Below are 16907 nucleotides of genomic sequence, written 5' to 3' on the forward strand. Positions count from 1 at the left end.
GCCGGCCTCACACCAGCCACAAACCCTGGCTGGCGTACTGCGCGTCGATCACGGCCTGCTGGCCGATCCAGCTGCCGATCAATTCCGCGCGGCTGTGGGTGTCCAGATAGCCGACCCAGGTCGCCGCACCGCCCGCCGCGCTCTCCGCCAGACCGCTGTTGGCGTACAAGGTCTGCACGAAGGCGCTGTTGTTCATGCCGTCGTAGCGGGCACGGAATTCCGCCGACGAAGTAAAGCCGGCCGCATACTGTGCCGCGTCGAGCGGCAAGCTGGCCCACCAGGCAAAGCCGCCCAGGTCGCCGGGCCGGTCCAGCACGGCCTCATATAACAGGCCCAGAGTCTGCAACCGCGCCTGTCCTGCCTGCGTAAAAGTCAGATCGATCTGCTGGCCGGCGAATTCCCCCTTCTCGATGGCGCGCAAGGTATCGCTGTCGCCATTCGCCTTATCCACCACATGCAATTGGCCATCGCGCGCCAGCACAAACTGATAGCCGGACAACTGCCCCGCATATACGGCGGTATCGATGCCATCACCACCTTCCAGCACATCGCTGCCCGCGCCGCCTTCCAGCCTGTCGTTGCCGCTATTGGCGAACCAGGCCGCCTCCTGCGCCAGGTTGCCCTGGGCAAGGGCCAGGCCATTGGCCGTGTTTTGCAGGGCGCGGTGCTCCGCGCCGAGGGCGAAGCCGGCCAGCGCTTCGCTGCGGCTGACTGGAACGCCATGGGCGCCGGACAACGCGTCGATCCAGAACTGATAGCCCTGCGCATCGGCCGCGCGGCCCAGCACCTGCTGATACAGCTTGGCGACAAAAGCGCTGTCGCTCAGCTGGTCCCATCCCTGCCCCACCCATTCGCTGGAATCGGTAAACGCTTTTGCCGTCTGCGCCGCCGTGGCGCCCCCACGCAGATAGAAATTCAGGCCGCCGATGTCGGCCGCGCGGCTAAAGGCGGCATGGTACAGCAGGGCAATATCGCCCAGCGTGGCCTTATCGGCCGCCAGGAAGTCCATGACGCGCAAGCTCGTGTTGATCTCGGCCAGTTGCACCGTTTCTTTTTCCAGCGGCGCGAAGATGGCGGTCTGGTGGCGCGCCGACAAGGTGCCGTCGGCCTTCATATAGAAATCCCATAGACCGCTGTCGCTGCGGCCGCCCTGCAGGATATCGTTACCGCTGCCGCCGATCAGAATGTCGTCGCCGACGCCGCCGGCGACGAAGTCGTCGTCCGCGCCGCCATCGAGCCGGTCGTTGCCGCCCGCGCTGCCGACGATATCCTTGCCGGCGCCGCCGAACAACAGGTCATCGTCGGCGCCGAGGAAGATATTCTGGCTGGCGCCATCGCCCACCACCATATTCCGGCCATCGCCACCGCGCACCGTGGCATTGCCGACGATGGCGGCGAAGTCCACATTGTCCAGCTGCAGCGTGGCGTTGCCGCCCAGCTGGGTGGCGTCGATCACCAGGCCGATGGCCGATTTATTCGGCTCGCCGCCCGGCGCCGGCGTGCTGGAACTGCCCTCGATCATGATGGTGCGGTTACCACCCTGGCCCGCCGCAGCCGTGGGCACCAGGGTATTAGTCTTCAGCAAAACACTGCTCAGCAAGTCGTTAAGGAAGTTGGTGCCCTGCCCCGTCATCTCCTGCTGCACACTGGAGCCGGCCACGGTTTTCTGCTCGATGCGACGGATCAGGTCCAGCAAGCCCTGTTCATGGTTCAGCAAGGTACTCGGCCCCTCCGCCAGCAGGCCCGTCCCCGTCGGCAGGCTCACGGTAAGGCCGGCGCGCACAGCTCCCGCGCTGACGGAAAGCGGAATGTCGGCCATATTCGCGTTCGGCGTATTCGGGTCTTCGTTGCGGGTTGGCTGCACCAGCGGCACGGTAAGCGTGGTCGTAGCCAGGCCTGTCACCGGATCGGTGCCCTGCTGCTGCACCACCGGCACGCCGTCAATCGTGCCGGTGGGCGGCGGCTCGCTCGGCGGCACAGTGTTCAAGCTGAAATTGGCGCTACTGGCCGTTCCCAAGCCGCTGCTGCCTCCCGCGTCCTGCACGCCAGTCAAGTCGAGCGTAAAGGCATTGGTGGCGCTGGTGGTGTTGGCTGTGGGCGTGTAGGTGGCGGTCCAGGTGCGGCCGCCGTCATTGCTGGTCAAGGCGCCCAGCGTGCCCGTGGGGATGGTCAGATCGGCGCTGGTAAAACCGGTCACCGCTTCCGAGAAGGTCACGGTCAGCACCGCGGTTTCGCCCGCCGTCAGCGCGCTGTCGCTAAGTGCCAGCGTGGCAGTTGGACGTACCGGCGCCGCAGTCACGAGGGTGCTAGAGTCGGACGTGCCATTGGCGTTGCCATCGTTCGGCGTCAGCGTGAAGGCAGTGCTGGTGGTGCTACCAACAGCAACCTGGTTGGCGGTCGGCGTAAAGACCAGGCCCTGCAAGGCGCTTTGCGCGGCAGCGGCACTGGCTGCCGTCAGCACATAGTTGCCTGCCGTGCCGCTTAGGCCGGTACCGCTCAACACACCGTTGGCGGCGGTATAGCTGATGGCAATGCTGACAGCGTCGCCATCGGCGTCGCTGACGGTGACGCCGGAGAATGGCGTGGTGGTGGTGTTGTCATTCACGTTCAACGCGGTGCTGAAGGTGCCGCCCAGCTGTGGCAGCGAGTTGGCCGTAACGTTGAAAGTATGCGCACTGGCGTTGGCCGCCACCGCATTGCCCGCCAAATCCTTCACCGAATTGCCCGCGAGGCCGATGGTGTAGCTGCCCACATCGCCGCTATCCCAACTGCCGCCCGGCGCGGTCACGGTATAGGTCACGGTATTGCCGCTGGCGGAGACGCCGCTCACCGTCAGCGCATTATTACCGGGATCCTTGACCGTGACATTGCTGGTGCCGAAGGTGCTGGTGTCGATGCCCGCGCCGCCGCTGTCGGCATAGGTCACGGTGAACGTGAAGCTGCTGCCGCCTGGCACACGCATATCAGCGCGTACCGGCGTGCCGGCCGTAGGCGCAGTGGTGTCAAGCACATAGGCCTGGCTGGAGGCGCTGCCATGATTGCCCGCCGCGTCGCTGACGCGTACTTTCAGCGTGCCGCTGCCGCTTAAGACCTGCCCCGCCAGCGACCAGTTGCTCTGGCCAATCGTGCTGCTGGCCGCTGTCCACGTCGCGCCATTGTCCAGCGAAACTTCCACCACCTCGCCCGTTTGCACGGCCGCTCCCAGGACGCCGTTCAGGGACTGGGCCGCCGTGGCCGTAATCAGGTCGGTGCCGCTGCCGCCGGTATCGGCGGAGAAGCTGGAGCTGCTGTTGAGCGTTGCCGGGGCGATGGTGTCGAGGGTATAGGCCTGGCTGGCGACGGCGCCATCCAGATTGTTCGAGTCGACCGCCTTGATGATGATGGTGCCGCTGCCGCTCAAGGTGACGCCGGTCCACTGCACGCTGGTGCCGCTGACCATGGAGGTGATGTCGATCCAGGTCGCGCCATTGTCCAGCGAACCTTTCACGACGGCGCCGGCAGGCAGCGCCGCGCCCAGGGTGGCGCTGATGGTCTGCGCCGCGACATTGGTGATGAAGTCGGAAGCGCTGCTGCCGCTGTCGGCCGACAGCCCGAGCGCGCTGACTGCCGGCGCGGTGCTGAACAGCACATTGAAGCTGTGCGCGCTGGCGTTGGCCGCCACCGCATTGCCGGCCAGATCCTTGACCGAGTTCCCTGCGATGCCAATGGTATAGCTGCCGGCATCGCCGCCGTCCCAGCTGCCGCCCGGCGCGGTCACGGTATAGGTGACGGTATTACCGCTGACGGATATGCCGCTGACAGTCAAGGCATTGTTGCCGCTGTCCTTGACGCTGACATTGCCGGTGCCGAAGGTGCTGGCGTCGATGCCCGCGCCACCGCTGTCGGCGTAAGTCACGGTGAAGGTGAAGGAGCTGCCGGTCGGCGTCATCAGGTTGGCACGCACCGGCGTGGCGGCCGTGGGTGCGGCCGTATCGAGCACATAGGCCTGGCTGGATGCGCTGCCATGGTTTCCTGCCGCGTCGCTGACGCGTACCTTGAGCGTGCCGCTGCCGCTTAAGACTTGCCCGGCCAGTGTCCAGCTGCTCTGCCCCACCGTACTGCTGGCCGTGCTCCAGGTGGCGCCGTTGTCGAGCGAGACTTCCACCAGCTCGCCCGCTTGCACATTGGCGCTCAGCGTGCCGGACAAAGTCTGCGCCGCCGTAGCGGTGATCAGGTCCGACGAGCTGCCGCCGGTATCGGCGGAAAAGGCCGTGGTGGCGGACGTGGTGGCGGGCGCCGTCGTATCGAGCGTATACGCCTGGCTGGCGGCGGTGCCCGCATTGCCATGCTGGTCGATCACGCGCAGTTTGAGCGTGCCGCTGCCCGCCAGCGTGACCCCGGTCCAGCTTAGCGCCGTGCCGCTGACCATGGAACTGACATCGGTCCAGGTCACGCCATTGTCGAGCGAAGCCTGCGCCACCTCGCCCGCGCCCAAGCCTGCGCTGAGCGTGGCGCTGATGGTCTGCGCCGCGACATTGGTGATGAAATCCGAGCCGCTGCTGCCACTGTCGGCCGAGAAGGCCAAGCTGCCAATGGTGGTGGCCGGTCCCGTATGGTCGAGTGTGACGCTCAGGGCGCTGCTGGCGGTGCTGTTCAGCGCCCCCGTAGCCGAGGTCACGATGGCATAGGCGTTGTAGCTTCCATCGCTGTAGCCGCTGGTACTCAAGCCGCTAACGGTCCAGCTGCCGTTGGACACGGTGGCCGTGGCCGTGGCGTCGGTGCCGGCGTCATAGCTGCCGTTGTTGTTCTTGTCGAGGAAGACGCGCACGGTGCTGCTGCTGTCGCCCGCGGCACTGGTGCCGCTGAAGGATAGGCTGGTGGCGCCGGTGATGTTGTCGGTGCTGCTGGAACCGGTGTCGCTGGCGGCGGCCAGATCGGGCGCGCCGGGCGTGGCCGGCGTGACGCTGACGGTGATGGTGCGGGTGGACGTGGCGCTGCCGTCCGTCACCTGCACCACAAAGCTGTCCGTGCCCGCAAAGCCGGCGGTCGGCGTATAGGTGATCGTGCCGCCGGGCGTGATATTGGTACTGCCCGAACTGGCCGTGGCGCTGCTGAAACTCAGCGTGCCATGGCTGGGGGCGCTGCTCTGGCTCCAGGTTTCGGTCTGTCCGTTGTCGCTGTCGCTCACATGCAGCAGCGCGCGAATGTCGGTCGCGCCCGCGTTCTGCGCCAGCGTCAGCGTGGTGGTGGCGCTGACGAAGGTGGGTGTCGTATTGGGCAGCGTGATGTTATCCAGCACGATATTGTCCAGGCCCAGAAAAATCGGATTACCGGCCTGGTCGGTCAAGACGACCGAGCTGATGCCTTTCAACTTGGGATCATTGAGCGCAAAGGTTTCCGCCGTCCCAACGCTGCTGTTGACATTGATGACCACCGTACCCTTGCTGGTGGTGAGCCTGAGCTGGTTGATGCTGTCGGCCCAATCGAAGATCGCAATGGAACTCAGATCGAAGGTCTTGCTACCATCCAGCGACAAGGTAAGCGATAGCGGGCCATTCACATCGTTCGGGTCGACGGCAAAGATCTGCCCGACCAGTTCCGTCACATCGGTGCCGGCGAAATCCTGCTCGTCCGCCACCACCACCGAGCCGGTGGAAGCCGCCACGGTCAGAATATGGCCGCTGACCGTTTGAGAGGCAACTTTTATGCCACCGGAATCAAAGACCGTATGTGCAGTGACATTGCTGGCGAAATCATAGGTAGCGCTTTGCATTTTCGAACCCTGCCGAATAATAAAGAGCGGATATCGCGAAAATAGTGAACAGGATAATCAGATCAATCAGGAAATAAAAAAGATTATTCTTTCCACTTTAATCATCTTTCAATATGCCGCCCATTTTCATGGGCGGCATATTGAACTCAGGGACGCGAAGGATAAATACCTTCGGTAGCGATAATGAAATTCAGCGTCACCCCAGGTTGCAGGGTGCTGAGCGAAACCGGCACATTGACGGAGAAAGCCAGCGGCTGGCCGCCGCCGGTATTGTCATTGCTGACCGTGCCGCTGCCGGCCGGCACCGTGATATTGAAAGGCTTGAGTGTGGTGGTGGAAGCGGCATTGCTGTAGATCTTGGCCGCCGCCGCGCCCGCCATCGCCTTGCCCAGGACCAGACCAGCCGCCGGCACATTGTCGCTGGAGCTGGCGCCGTCGGCCGGAATGGCCACGCTGACGCTGGCGCCGGCGCCGGGCGTGAAGGTGGCCGTGTGGCTATGGGCCGGCAGGTTGTTCACGCCAATCGAGAGCGAACCGCTGGCGGTGGCCGTGGTCGTGGCGGTCGCCGCGCCGCTGGTCTGGCCCACCGCGTTCATCGTCGTCGTGCCCAGCGCGATCTTGCTGCGCAGATCGGGCAAGGCGAAAGTTGTGCGGCCGTCGCCACCGTATTTATTGCCGAGCAGGGAAAACAGAGCCTGATAGTCGCTGACCTTCAGGATGGAGCCGTCGCACAATGCCCACCCCTGCGGCACCCAGGGAACCGGCCACAAGATAATCTGGCCCAGAATTGGATCCATTTCGCACCTCCAATTATTCAATAAACAATAAATGTCCTGACCGAACCTTTAATGCTCATTTATAGTGCCACAGGCAATTAGAATAATCGTTGCGCAAGCACTACATTAATCGAAGCAAAGCGGATTTTTATTCGAGCGAAGTTATAATTGGAGAGAATTAATGCAGGGAAATGAGAAAATAATTAACCGAAATAAAACTAAATGCGCAACATTAAATATTTCATTTAAATTAATTTAAATGGCTTTTATTATGCTCGCTAAAACCCGGCATGCAAGGCTATACCCTCGATCGGGTCGACCGGTGCGTTCCATGGCGCGGCCGCGAAAGCGCGGCGGGTATCTTCGTAGCCGGCGCGCCAGCGGTTTTCGATGCCTTGCGCGCTGAAGTCGATGTCCTTGGTGTGGTCTTCGCTGTTCAGGCGCGGCGCTTTCAGCATCACGATATGCATCTGCGTGCCGCAGCCCCATGACGCCAGTTCGCGCACCGCCTTCTGCGCCATCGCCTCGCGCGGCAGCTGGGCCGCCAGTTCGCGGATCACATGGCGCAGCCGGTGCATACGGCGCTGCTGCTCGATATTGGCGACGCGGCTGGCGTACTGCACTTCCTTATGTTTTTCCAGCACATCGAGCATGCTTTGCGGCTCGCGTCCGTCAGGATTCCACAATTGCACAGAGAAGATCACGGAATCGCGGCGCGGTTCGTCGTCCAGCACCGCCTCGATCGGCGTATTGGAGTAGATGCCGCCGTCCCAATACGGCTCGCCATCGATGCGCATGGCGGGAAAAGCGGGCGGCAGCGCGCCAGAGGCGATCAGGTGGGAGACGTTCAGCTTCTCCTTCCGCGTATCGAAGTAGCGCATGGCGCCGTTGCGCGCATTCACCGCGCCCACGGTCAGACGCGGCCCGCCATTATTGAGGTAATCGAAATCGACCAGGGCTTCCAGCGTGCGGCGCAGCGGTTCGGTGCGATAGTAGGAGGCGCTTTCCACGCCGACCTTGGCGGCGGGATTCCACCAGCTGGCGGGATTCGGTTCGAAGAAGGCGGGAATGCCTTGCGTGATCGTGAGCGCGTTGGCGAAGGCGCGCGGCATGCCGGGGAAAAGTTCGGCGTGCTGCTCCATCTGCTGCCAGAACTGGCGCAGGCGCGCTAGCCTGTGTTGCGGTGGATTGCCGGCGATGATGGCGCCGTTCAAGGCGCCGATGGACGTGCCGATCACCCAGTCCGGCTCGGCCCCGGCTTCCTGCATCGCCGCGTACACGCCCAGTTGATAGGCGCCCAGCGCGCCGCCGCCTTGCAATACCAGGACGACCTGCCCCGGCATGGACTTGCCCTTGCTCTCGACCGCCATCTCGTCTCCCATGCAATCCGAGCGGCGATTTTAACCAATTCTGCGCCAACGCAAATGGATGGGTTGCAGCCGGCGGAAAATAGAGAGTCCATTCCCAGGATAATTGCGATGAGCGAACATCTGCCCCCGCCTCAGCTTGACAGACCCAAGTCCCCCACCGAAGATGAAAAAACCGAGACGCGTCTGACTCGGGTGGAGACGATTGTGGACTACTTAGCCAAGGCTATAGAACGTCTGGAAAGACGCATGGATGACGGCTTCACCGCCCTGCGCACCGAGCATCGTGCCGATATCGCGGAGTTGCGACAGGAACTCAACGAATTCCGCAAAGAAGTCGCCACGCATATGCGCTGGCTGCTCGGCATCGTGTTCGCCAGCTTCATGTCCTTGCTGGCCATGATGGCCAAGATCAACAATCTGCTGTAACTCAATCCGGCATGCGCCCGGTCTTCAGCGCAAACGCCCATTCCATCCGGCCCTTGCGCGCGGCCAGCGCGCTGGCGGCACCCCAGTCGTAAGCCACCGCATACTGTTCCACCGCCCAGCCCCTGCCCTTGCGCTCGACGATCGCATAGCGTGCATGCGGCGTGCCGTTTTCGGCTTTGTGCGGGAAGGGATGGTCGTCGTCATAGGCCTGCAGGCCAACGCTACCGGGGTTGACGATCAGCCGGCCATCGTCAAGCTGCATGGCGCGCGGCACATGGGTGTGGCCGCACAGGATCAGCGAGGCCTGGGCCGTGCCGGCGCGCTCGCTCACCTCTTCATACGTGGCGGCGCGCTGGCCGGCCTCGGTCACGGTTTCCATGAAATACACCAGGTCCGAGGACGGCGTGCCATGCACCAGCAGCACGTCGTCGGCCAGGCGCAGGGAGGCCGGCAGCCTGGCGATCCAGGCGCGCTGCTCGGGCCGCAGCTGCTGGTGGGCATACAGGTCGGAAGCGCCCATGCGCGCCGGATCGTGCTCCAGCACCTGGCGCTCATGGTTGCCGGCGATGGTGGGCAGGTCCAGGGCCATCAGGCGGTCGGCCGTCTCGCGCGGCTGCAGCGACCCGGACAGGATATCGCCCAGATTCACCGTCACGTCCACGCCGCGCCGCGCGATATCGGCCAGCACCGCGTCGAGCGCGCCCAGATTGCCGTGGATGTCCGAAATGGCAGCAATTCTCATCATAGCACTCCACAAACAGTCAGCACCCATTATGCGGCAAATACGGCGGACGGGTAGCTTTTCCAAGAAACAATAATTGCAAATTGAAAATAACAATTTCTTAAAATATACTCTTGCAAGTTTGTTCTATGCAAAACACTTCATTCGCGAATACAACCGAGAAGGAATTCAGCAATGCAGCGCGCCCTCCCCCAATCCGTTCAGAGCATTAATCCCAGCGCCAGCCCCAGCATCAGCGGCGCCTCCTATAGCGCTAGCACCGGTGTCCTGACCGTTTCCACCTCGGACCTCGCGATAGGCCACAGTATCGACGTCAGCAAACTGAGCCTGATCGGCCAGGGCGGCGTCAGCTACACCCTGACCACCGCCAACATCAAGACCAACTATGACGCCGGCTTCCACATCCCGCTGAACGAGGCTGACCAGCTTAACGTCAGTGCCCTGCTGAACAAGGCCGGCCTCAGCGCGGTCGATGGCACGAGTTTCACCCTGTCCGCCGCCGCCGATTGGGATCTCAGCGCCGTCCCCACGGCGGCGCAGAGCAGCGCGCTCAGGGCCGCCAACCTTTGGCCGCCCACCGTCGCCAGCGCCAGCTACGACAGCAGCACCGGCACCCTGAGCGTGACCGGCACTCACCTGGTCAAGGCCAATGGCGCCCTGAACGACATCAGCGCCAAATTGTTCACCTTTACCGGCAAGGGCGGCGCCACTTACCAGTTGACCGATACCGCCAATGCGGAAATCGACTCGACCGCCGGCTTCAAACTCGTTCTGTCGGCCACGGACAAGGCTGAACTGGCCAAAATCCTCGACGCCGGCGGCAGCGACTACAAGTTGGCGGCGGCCGACGACTGGAACACGGTCGTCCTGGGCCGCAATATCGGCTTTAGCGGCAAGCCCCTGAGCGTCCACGACGGCGCGCCGGCCGGCCCCGCCATCAGCAACGCCCGCTATGACGCCGCCAGCGGCGTGCTGACCGTCACCGGCAGCGGCTTCGAGAGTGGCCACAGCATCGATGTCAGCAAGCTCACCATCGACGGCCAAGGCGGCAGGTACACGCTGACCGGCCCCGCCATCACGGCCAACAGCGCCACCAGCTTCAGCGTCGTGCTGAGCGGGGACGACCTGTTGCATGTCAACGGCCTGCTCAGCAAGAATGGCAGCGCGGCACTCGGCGCCGGCTTCAATCTGTCCGCGGCGGCCGGCTGGGACGTGACCAGCGGCGCGCCCGCCGACAGCGACAATCGCATCATCGTCAGCAATGTGACGCCGCCCACCGTCACCGCGGTCAGCTACGACCGCAACAGCGGCGAACTGAGCTTCACCGGCTCCGGCCTGGTCAAGTTCCTCGGCCCGGAGAACGACATCATTCCCGGCAACATCTCCTTTGCCGTCGATGGCAGTGCCCCCGTGATTCTGCGGACGACCGACAAAGTCGATATCGTGTCGGCCACCTCGTTCAAATTGCTCTTGGGGGCGCAAGACAAGGTCGCGCTGGACGACTATCTCGACAAGGCTGCCAACGCGGGAACGGTCTGTCAGATCACGATGGGCGACGGCTGGAACGGCTTCGCCACATTCGGCGACAGCGCGCCCAAGAATATCGCGCTTAACGGCGCAGCCGCCATCGCCAGCGCCAGCTATAACGCCAACAGCGGCGTGCTGAGCGTGACCGGCAGCGGCTTCGGCAACACCCCCAACATCGATATCAGCAAGCTCAGCGTCACCGGCGAAGGCGGCGCCAGCTACACCCTGGGCAGCACGCCCCTCACCGCCGGCAGCGCCACCGGCTTCAGCGTCACGCTGAGCGCGGCCGACCAGTTGGCCGTCAACGGCCTGTTCAACAAAAACGGCGGCACGGCCGTCGGCGGCGCCAGCTTCGGCCTGTCGGCCGCCAGCGGCTGGGACAAGGCCGGCAACGCGCCGGCGGACCTGGGCAATAGTGTGAGCGTCAGCAATGTGGCCGCCCCTGCCGTCACCGGCGCCAGCTATGACGCCAGCAGCGGCATACTGACCGTCACCGGCCTGCGCCTGGTCAAGGCCAACGGCGCCCTGAACGATATCAACGCCAAACTGTTCACCTTCACCGGCAAGGGCGGCGCCACCTACCAGCTGACCGACACCGCCAATGTGGAAATCGACTCGGCCACCGGTTTCAAGCTGCAGCTCTCGGCCGCCGACAAGGCGGCGCTGGCGCCACTGTTTGAAGCGGGCGGCAGCAACTACCAGTTGGCGGCGGCCGACGACTGGAATACGCTGGTCACCGGCGGCGATATCGGTTTTAGCGGCAAGCCCCTGACCGTCAAGGGCGGCGCCGTGGCCGGCCCCAGCATCAGCAGCGCCAGCTATGATGCCACCACCGGCTACCTGCAACTTGTGACCTCGGACATGGCGGCCGGCCACGAGATCGATGTCGGCAAACTAAGCTTCACCGGCCAGGGTGGCGCCAGTTACACCCTGACCACAGCCAATGTCACCAGCAACTATGGCAGCGGCATCTATATCGCCTTGAATGAGCTTGACCAGCTCAATCTCAACGGTCTGCTGAACAAGGCGGGGGGCAGCGCGGCCGACGGCCAGACGTATGTCCTGTCCGCCGCCGCCCATTGGGACCGCAGCGCCGCCTCGGCGGCGGATCTGAGCACCCCGGTCTCGCTCTCCTCCGCGGCGACGCCCACCGTCAGCAGCGCCAGCTACGACCGCGGCAGCGGCATCCTGAGCGTCAGCGGCAAGGGCATGGTCAAGGCCAGCGGCGCGCTGAACGATATCACGGCCAAACTGTTCACCTTTACCGGCAAGGGCGGCGCCACCTATACGCTGACCGATACGGCCAATGCGGAAATCGATTCGGGCGCCGGCTTCAAGCTGGCCCTGTCGGCCGCCGACCAGGCCGAGCTGGCCAAGATCCTCGACGCGGGCGGCAGCGGCTACCAGCTGGCGGCGGCCGACGACTGGAATACGCTGGTCACCGGCGGCAATATCGGTTTTGGCGGCAAGCCCCTGACCGTCAGCGATGGCGCGCCGGCCGGCCCCAGCATCAGCGGCGCCCGCTATGACGCCGCCAGCGGCGTGCTGACCGTTAGCGGCAGCGGCTTCACCCCAGGCCACAACATCGATGCCAGCAAACTCACCATCACCGGCCAGGGTATGGGGGGCAATTACAATACCGGCGCCAGCTACACGCTGACCGGCCCCGCCACCGCCACCAGCGGCAGCACCAGCTTCAGCGTCGCGCTGAGCGCGGAAGACCAGTTGTATGTCAACGGCCTGCTCAACAAAAATGGCAGCACGGCCGCCGCCGGCGGTGTCGGCTTCAGCCTGTCGGCCGCGGCCGGCTGGGACATGAACGGCGGCACGCCCGCCGACACTGGCAATAGCCTCATCGTCAGCAACGTGACGCCGCCCACCATCACCTCGGCCAGCTACGACCGCAGCAGCGGTGAGCTCACCATCACCGGTCGCGGTTTTGTCAAAATCCCCGGCCCGGAAAACGACGTCAGTGTGAAGGAACTATTTTTTGCCGTCGGCGATCGTATGGATTTCCTGTCAACCTCGAAGAACGTCGAAATCATTTCCTCCACCTCGCTCAAGGTGCTGGTGGAGTGGGATGACAAAGCCATCATCGAAGAGATGCTCGACACGGCAGCCAGCAGCGGCCAAGTCTGTTCGCTGTTGTCCGCCGATGGCTGGAACAGCAGGGTCTCCTACGGCGACGCCATCGCCAGGACGGTGGTGCTGTACGAAGGGCCGGTCATCACCGGCGCCAGCTACGACGCGGCCAGCGGCGTGCTGACCGTCACCGGCGGCGGCTTCCCGGCCCTGGCCGGCGCCGGCAACGATATCGATGTCCGCAAGCTGAGCATCAGCGGCGACGGCGCCAGTTATACCCTGACCAGCGCCAATGTGGACATCGGCAGCAGCACCAGCTTCAGCATTACGCTGAACGCGGCCGACCGCGCCGCCCTCGACAGCCGCATCAACAAGGATGGCAGCAGCTCGGCCGGCGGCCAGGCTTACAATCTGGCCGCCGCCGAAGGCTGGGCGCCGGGCGCGTCCCGCACCGCGCCGGCCGACCTGAGCGGCAATCCCATCACGGCCAGCAACGCCGGCACAAGCATCAGCGGCGCCAGTTATGACGCGGCCACCGGCGTGCTGAGCGTCACCGGCAGCAAGCTGGGCAGCGGCCACAGCATCGACGTCAGCAAGCTCAGCGTCTCCGGCGAAGGCGGCGTCAGCTACACCCTGACCAGCGCCGGCATCACCACCACCAGCGCCAGCGGCTTCAGCGTCACGCTGAACGCGGCCGACCAGTTGGCCGTCAACGGTTTGCTCAACAAGAACGGCGGCACGGCCGCCAGCGGCGGCGGCTTCAGCCTGTCGGCCGCCAGCGGCTGGGACAAGACCACCAGCGCCGCGGCCGATACCGGCAATAGCGTCAGCGTCAGCAATGTGGCCGCGCCCACCATCACCAGCGCCAGCTATGATGCCGCCACCGGCATCCTGAGCGTCACCGGCAGCCGCCTGGTCAAGGCCGATGGTTCGCTGAACGACATCACGGCCAAGCTGCTGAGCTTTATCGGCGAAGGCGGCGAGCGCTATACCCTGAGCGACACGGCCAATGCCGACATCAGCTCGGCCACCGCGTTCAGCCTGACCCTGTCGGCCACCGACCGCGCCGCGCTCGAACAGCTCTTCAACAAGAATGGCGGCAGCGCCACGGGCGGCGGCAGCTACCAGCTGGCGGCGGCCGACGACTGGAATACCGTCGTCACCGGCGGCGATACCAAGGTAGCGGGCGCCCCGCTCAGCGTCAGCGGCGTCAAGCTCCCCGTCATCGGCAGCGCCCAGTACGACGCCGCCAGCGGCATCCTGAAAGTGAGCGGCAACGGCTTCAGCAAACTGCCGGGTACGGCCAACGACATCATCGCAGGCAAGTTCAGCATCACCGGCGAAGGCGGGGTCAAATACACGCTGGGCAGCAGCGCCAATGTGGACATCAGCAGTAGCAGCGAGTTCAGCATCCAGTTGTCGGCCGAGGACAAGGCGGCCGTCAACCAGATCCTGAACAGCAACGGCAGCAAGTCCACCGGCAACGAGTCCATCGGCAGCACCGCCTACAAGCTGACGGCGGCCGAAGACTGGGCCGCAGGCGCCGATGCCGCCGTGAACGTGGCCGAAACCGCGGGCAAGGCCATCACCGTCAGCAAAGTGGCGGTTCCCACCATCGCCAGCGCCAAATACGATAGCAGCACCGGCAAGCTGATCGTGACGGGCACCGGCCTGCTCAGCAGCGGCGGCGCCAACAACGACATCCGCGCCAGCGCCTTCTCCCTGACGGGCAAAGGCAATGCGCCATATAAGCTGACCGACACGGCCGATGTGGACATCAGCTCGGGCACCAGCTTCACCCTGGTCCTGGGCGCCAAGGACAAGGCGGCCGTCGACGACCTGCTCGGCCAGCTCGGCGACAAGGCCGGCGACGGCACCGTCTACAATCTGGCAGCCGGAAAAGGCTGGGCGGCGGGCGCCGACGCCGATGTGAACGTGCGCGACGAGACCGGCAACGCCATCATCGTCAAGCACAATACGGCGCCGACGCTGAGCCGCTTTAACGGCGCGGTCGCGCAGAGCGACGAAGACCAGCAGCTTGAAATCAGCCTCGCCACCCTGCAGCAAAAAGGCGATGGCGCCGACAGCGACGGCAGCATCGCCGCCTTCGTTGTGAAGAGCATCGGCAGCGGCACCCTGCGCATTGGCGCCAATGCCGACAGCGCGCAAGCCTGGGCCGCCGGCAGCAATGACGTGATCGACGCCAACCACAAAGCCTTCTGGACCCCGGCCAAGGACGCCAACGGCAAGGCCATGGGCGCCTTCAGCGTGGTGGCGCGCGATGACGAGGGTGGCGAATCGGCGGCGGCCGTGGCCGTGACGGTGGACGTCAAACCGGTCAACGATGCGCCGACCGGCAGCATTGCCATTGAAGGTACAGTGACCGTAGGTCAGACCTTGAGCGTGAAAAACACCGTGGCCGATGCCGACGGCCTGGGCGCCTTCAGCTACCAGTGGCTGGCCGATGGCGTGGCGATCAAGGATGCCAGCGGCGCTTCGCTGCTGCTGACGGCGGCGCTGCAGGGCAAGGCCATCACCGTCAAGACCACCTACACCGACAAGGCGGGAAATGCCGAGCAAATGCTCTCCAGCGCCAGCGCCGCCGTCAAGCCGGCGCCAGCTCCGGATAACGGCAATGGCAGCGGCAATGGCAATGGTCCCGTTCTGGTGGATGGCGCCACAGTCCACACCGGCAGCAGCATCGACGCCAAAGGCAATACCACCACCACCATCCGCATCGACCCGGTAACGGCGGGCCGCCAGGACGACAACAGTTCCAGCAACCGCAACCTGGCCGACATCCCCGTCGCCAAGGATGCCACTGGCGCCACCCTGCTCGAAATCAGCCTGCCGCAAGGTGTGGGCGTAAGCGCCGAATCGACCACTGGTCTGACCCTGCGCGAGCAGTTGATCGCCAGCACCAGCGCGCGCCAGAGCGAGGCCAAGCAGCTGGCCCAGTTGATCAGCGACGGCATCGACAAGTACGTGCCGGGCGTGACCGACCAGAAACAGGTCACGGTGCGAGGTCTGACCCTGAACAGCAGCGACAGCAAGGCGCCGGGCCAGCCCATCGTCATCAGCGGCGCCTCCGGCACCGGCAATGGCGATCTGGCCCACCCGCTGCGCCAGGAAGCGCTGGTGATCGATACCCAGAAGCTGGCTGAGGGCAGCATCCTCAAGCTGGACAAGGTGGAATTCGCCATCGTGCTGGGCAAGGCCACCGTCACCAGCGGCAACGATCCCCTGTTCGCCATCGGCGACGGCAGTAGCCAAACCTTCCTGCTCGGCCAGGGCAGCAGCGTGCAGAGCGGCCCCTTGGCCGACGCGCCTACCGCCACCGCCGCCGTGAAAGGCAGCACGGTGCGCGCCGGCGGCGGCGACGACGTGGTGCGCGCCAGCGCCGGCAACGACTTGCTGTTCGGCGACGATGGCAATGACCTGCTGTACGGCGCCAATGGCGACGACCTGCTGAATGGCGGCCAGGGCCAGGACACCCTGCTCGGCGGCAAAGGTGCCGACACGGCCGTTTTCGCCGGCAACAGCAAGGACTACCAGGTGACCCAGGAATTCGGCAAGTTCACGGTACGCGCGCTGAACGGCAACGACGGCAGCGACACCCTGATCAATGTCGAGAAGATCCAGTTTGCCGACAAGACCGTCGACATCAGTGGCGCCACCGAAGCCTATGTCCGCATCGCCACGCTGTACCAGCAGGTACTGCACCGCCAGGCCGACTTCAACGGCTTCCAGTTCTGGGCCAGGCTGTCGAGCGAAGGCATGACGGACGGTCAGGTGGCGACCAACTTCCTGCGCGCGGCCGAAACCAGGACCGCCACGCAAAAGGATTTCGACACCATGACGAACGCCGGCAAAGTCGATTTCATGTACCAGATGCTGCTGGGACGCGAAGGCGAGACAGCCGGCCGCGCCTTCTGGCTGGCCAAACTCGACGGCGGCATGCAGATTAACGATGCCGCCGCCGGCTTCCTGCATTCCGCGGAGCTGACGGGCCAGTACCTGAAACCGCAGGGCTGGGACTTCATGGTCTGACCCGCCTAAAACCGGGAGGCCACAACCTCCCGGTTTGCATGGACATGCTAGTCAAAATCGTCGGCCAAATCATGATGGCGCGGCTCAACAATCTTCTGTAGCCGCAAATGAAAAAGGCCAATCGATTGATTGGCCTCTCTCATTGAATCTAATGGTCGGGGCGAGAAGATTCGAACTTCCGC

At 64.3% G+C, this 16907-nt stretch carries 6 protein-coding genes; 2 read left to right on the forward strand and 4 right to left on the reverse strand.

The window, feature by feature from the left end; translation table 11 throughout:
• Positions 1-7 precede the first annotated feature (7 nt).
• The 3 genes from FHS03_RS09480 to FHS03_RS09490 form a co-directional block, all read right to left on the reverse strand.
• Positions 8-5752, reverse strand: a complete 5745-nt coding sequence (locus FHS03_RS09480) for an Ig-like domain-containing protein (protein ID WP_183440742.1) — start codon at positions 5750-5752, stop codon at positions 8-10.
• A 146-nt stretch (positions 5753-5898) separates the two neighbouring features.
• The gene (locus tag FHS03_RS09485) at positions 5899-6549 is read right to left on the reverse strand and encodes a phage tail protein (RefSeq protein ID WP_183440743.1); all 651 of its coding nucleotides are present in this window, start codon (positions 6547-6549) and stop codon (positions 5899-5901) included.
• A gap of 257 nt (positions 6550-6806) precedes the next feature.
• A complete protein-coding gene (locus FHS03_RS09490) occupies positions 6807-7898 on the reverse strand; it encodes a patatin-like phospholipase family protein (protein WP_229426132.1) in 1092 nt (363 codons plus the stop codon).
• A 108-nt stretch (positions 7899-8006) separates the two neighbouring features.
• Here FHS03_RS09490 and FHS03_RS09495 point away from each other — a divergent pair, with 108 nt between their 5' ends.
• The gene (locus FHS03_RS09495) at positions 8007-8324 is read left to right on the forward strand and encodes a hypothetical protein (RefSeq protein ID WP_183440744.1); all 318 of its coding nucleotides are present in this window, start codon (positions 8007-8009) and stop codon (positions 8322-8324) included.
• Position 8325: 1 nt separating this feature from the next.
• On the opposite strand, the gene FHS03_RS09500 is transcribed toward FHS03_RS09495, so the two are convergent.
• Positions 8326-9066, reverse strand: a complete 741-nt coding sequence (locus FHS03_RS09500) for a metallophosphoesterase family protein (RefSeq protein ID WP_183440885.1) — start codon at positions 9064-9066, stop codon at positions 8326-8328.
• 174 nt (positions 9067-9240) lie between these two features.
• Here FHS03_RS09500 and FHS03_RS09505 point away from each other — a divergent pair, with 174 nt between their 5' ends.
• Positions 9241-16725, forward strand: coding sequence for a DUF4214 domain-containing protein (locus FHS03_RS09505; protein ID WP_183440745.1), 7485 nt, complete (start codon positions 9241-9243; stop codon positions 16723-16725).
• Positions 16726-16907: the final 182 nt, after the last annotated feature.

The organism is Pseudoduganella violacea (assembly GCF_014191875.1).
In the GTDB taxonomy this organism is placed as follows: Bacteria; Pseudomonadota; Gammaproteobacteria; order Burkholderiales; family Burkholderiaceae_D; genus Rugamonas; species Rugamonas violacea_A.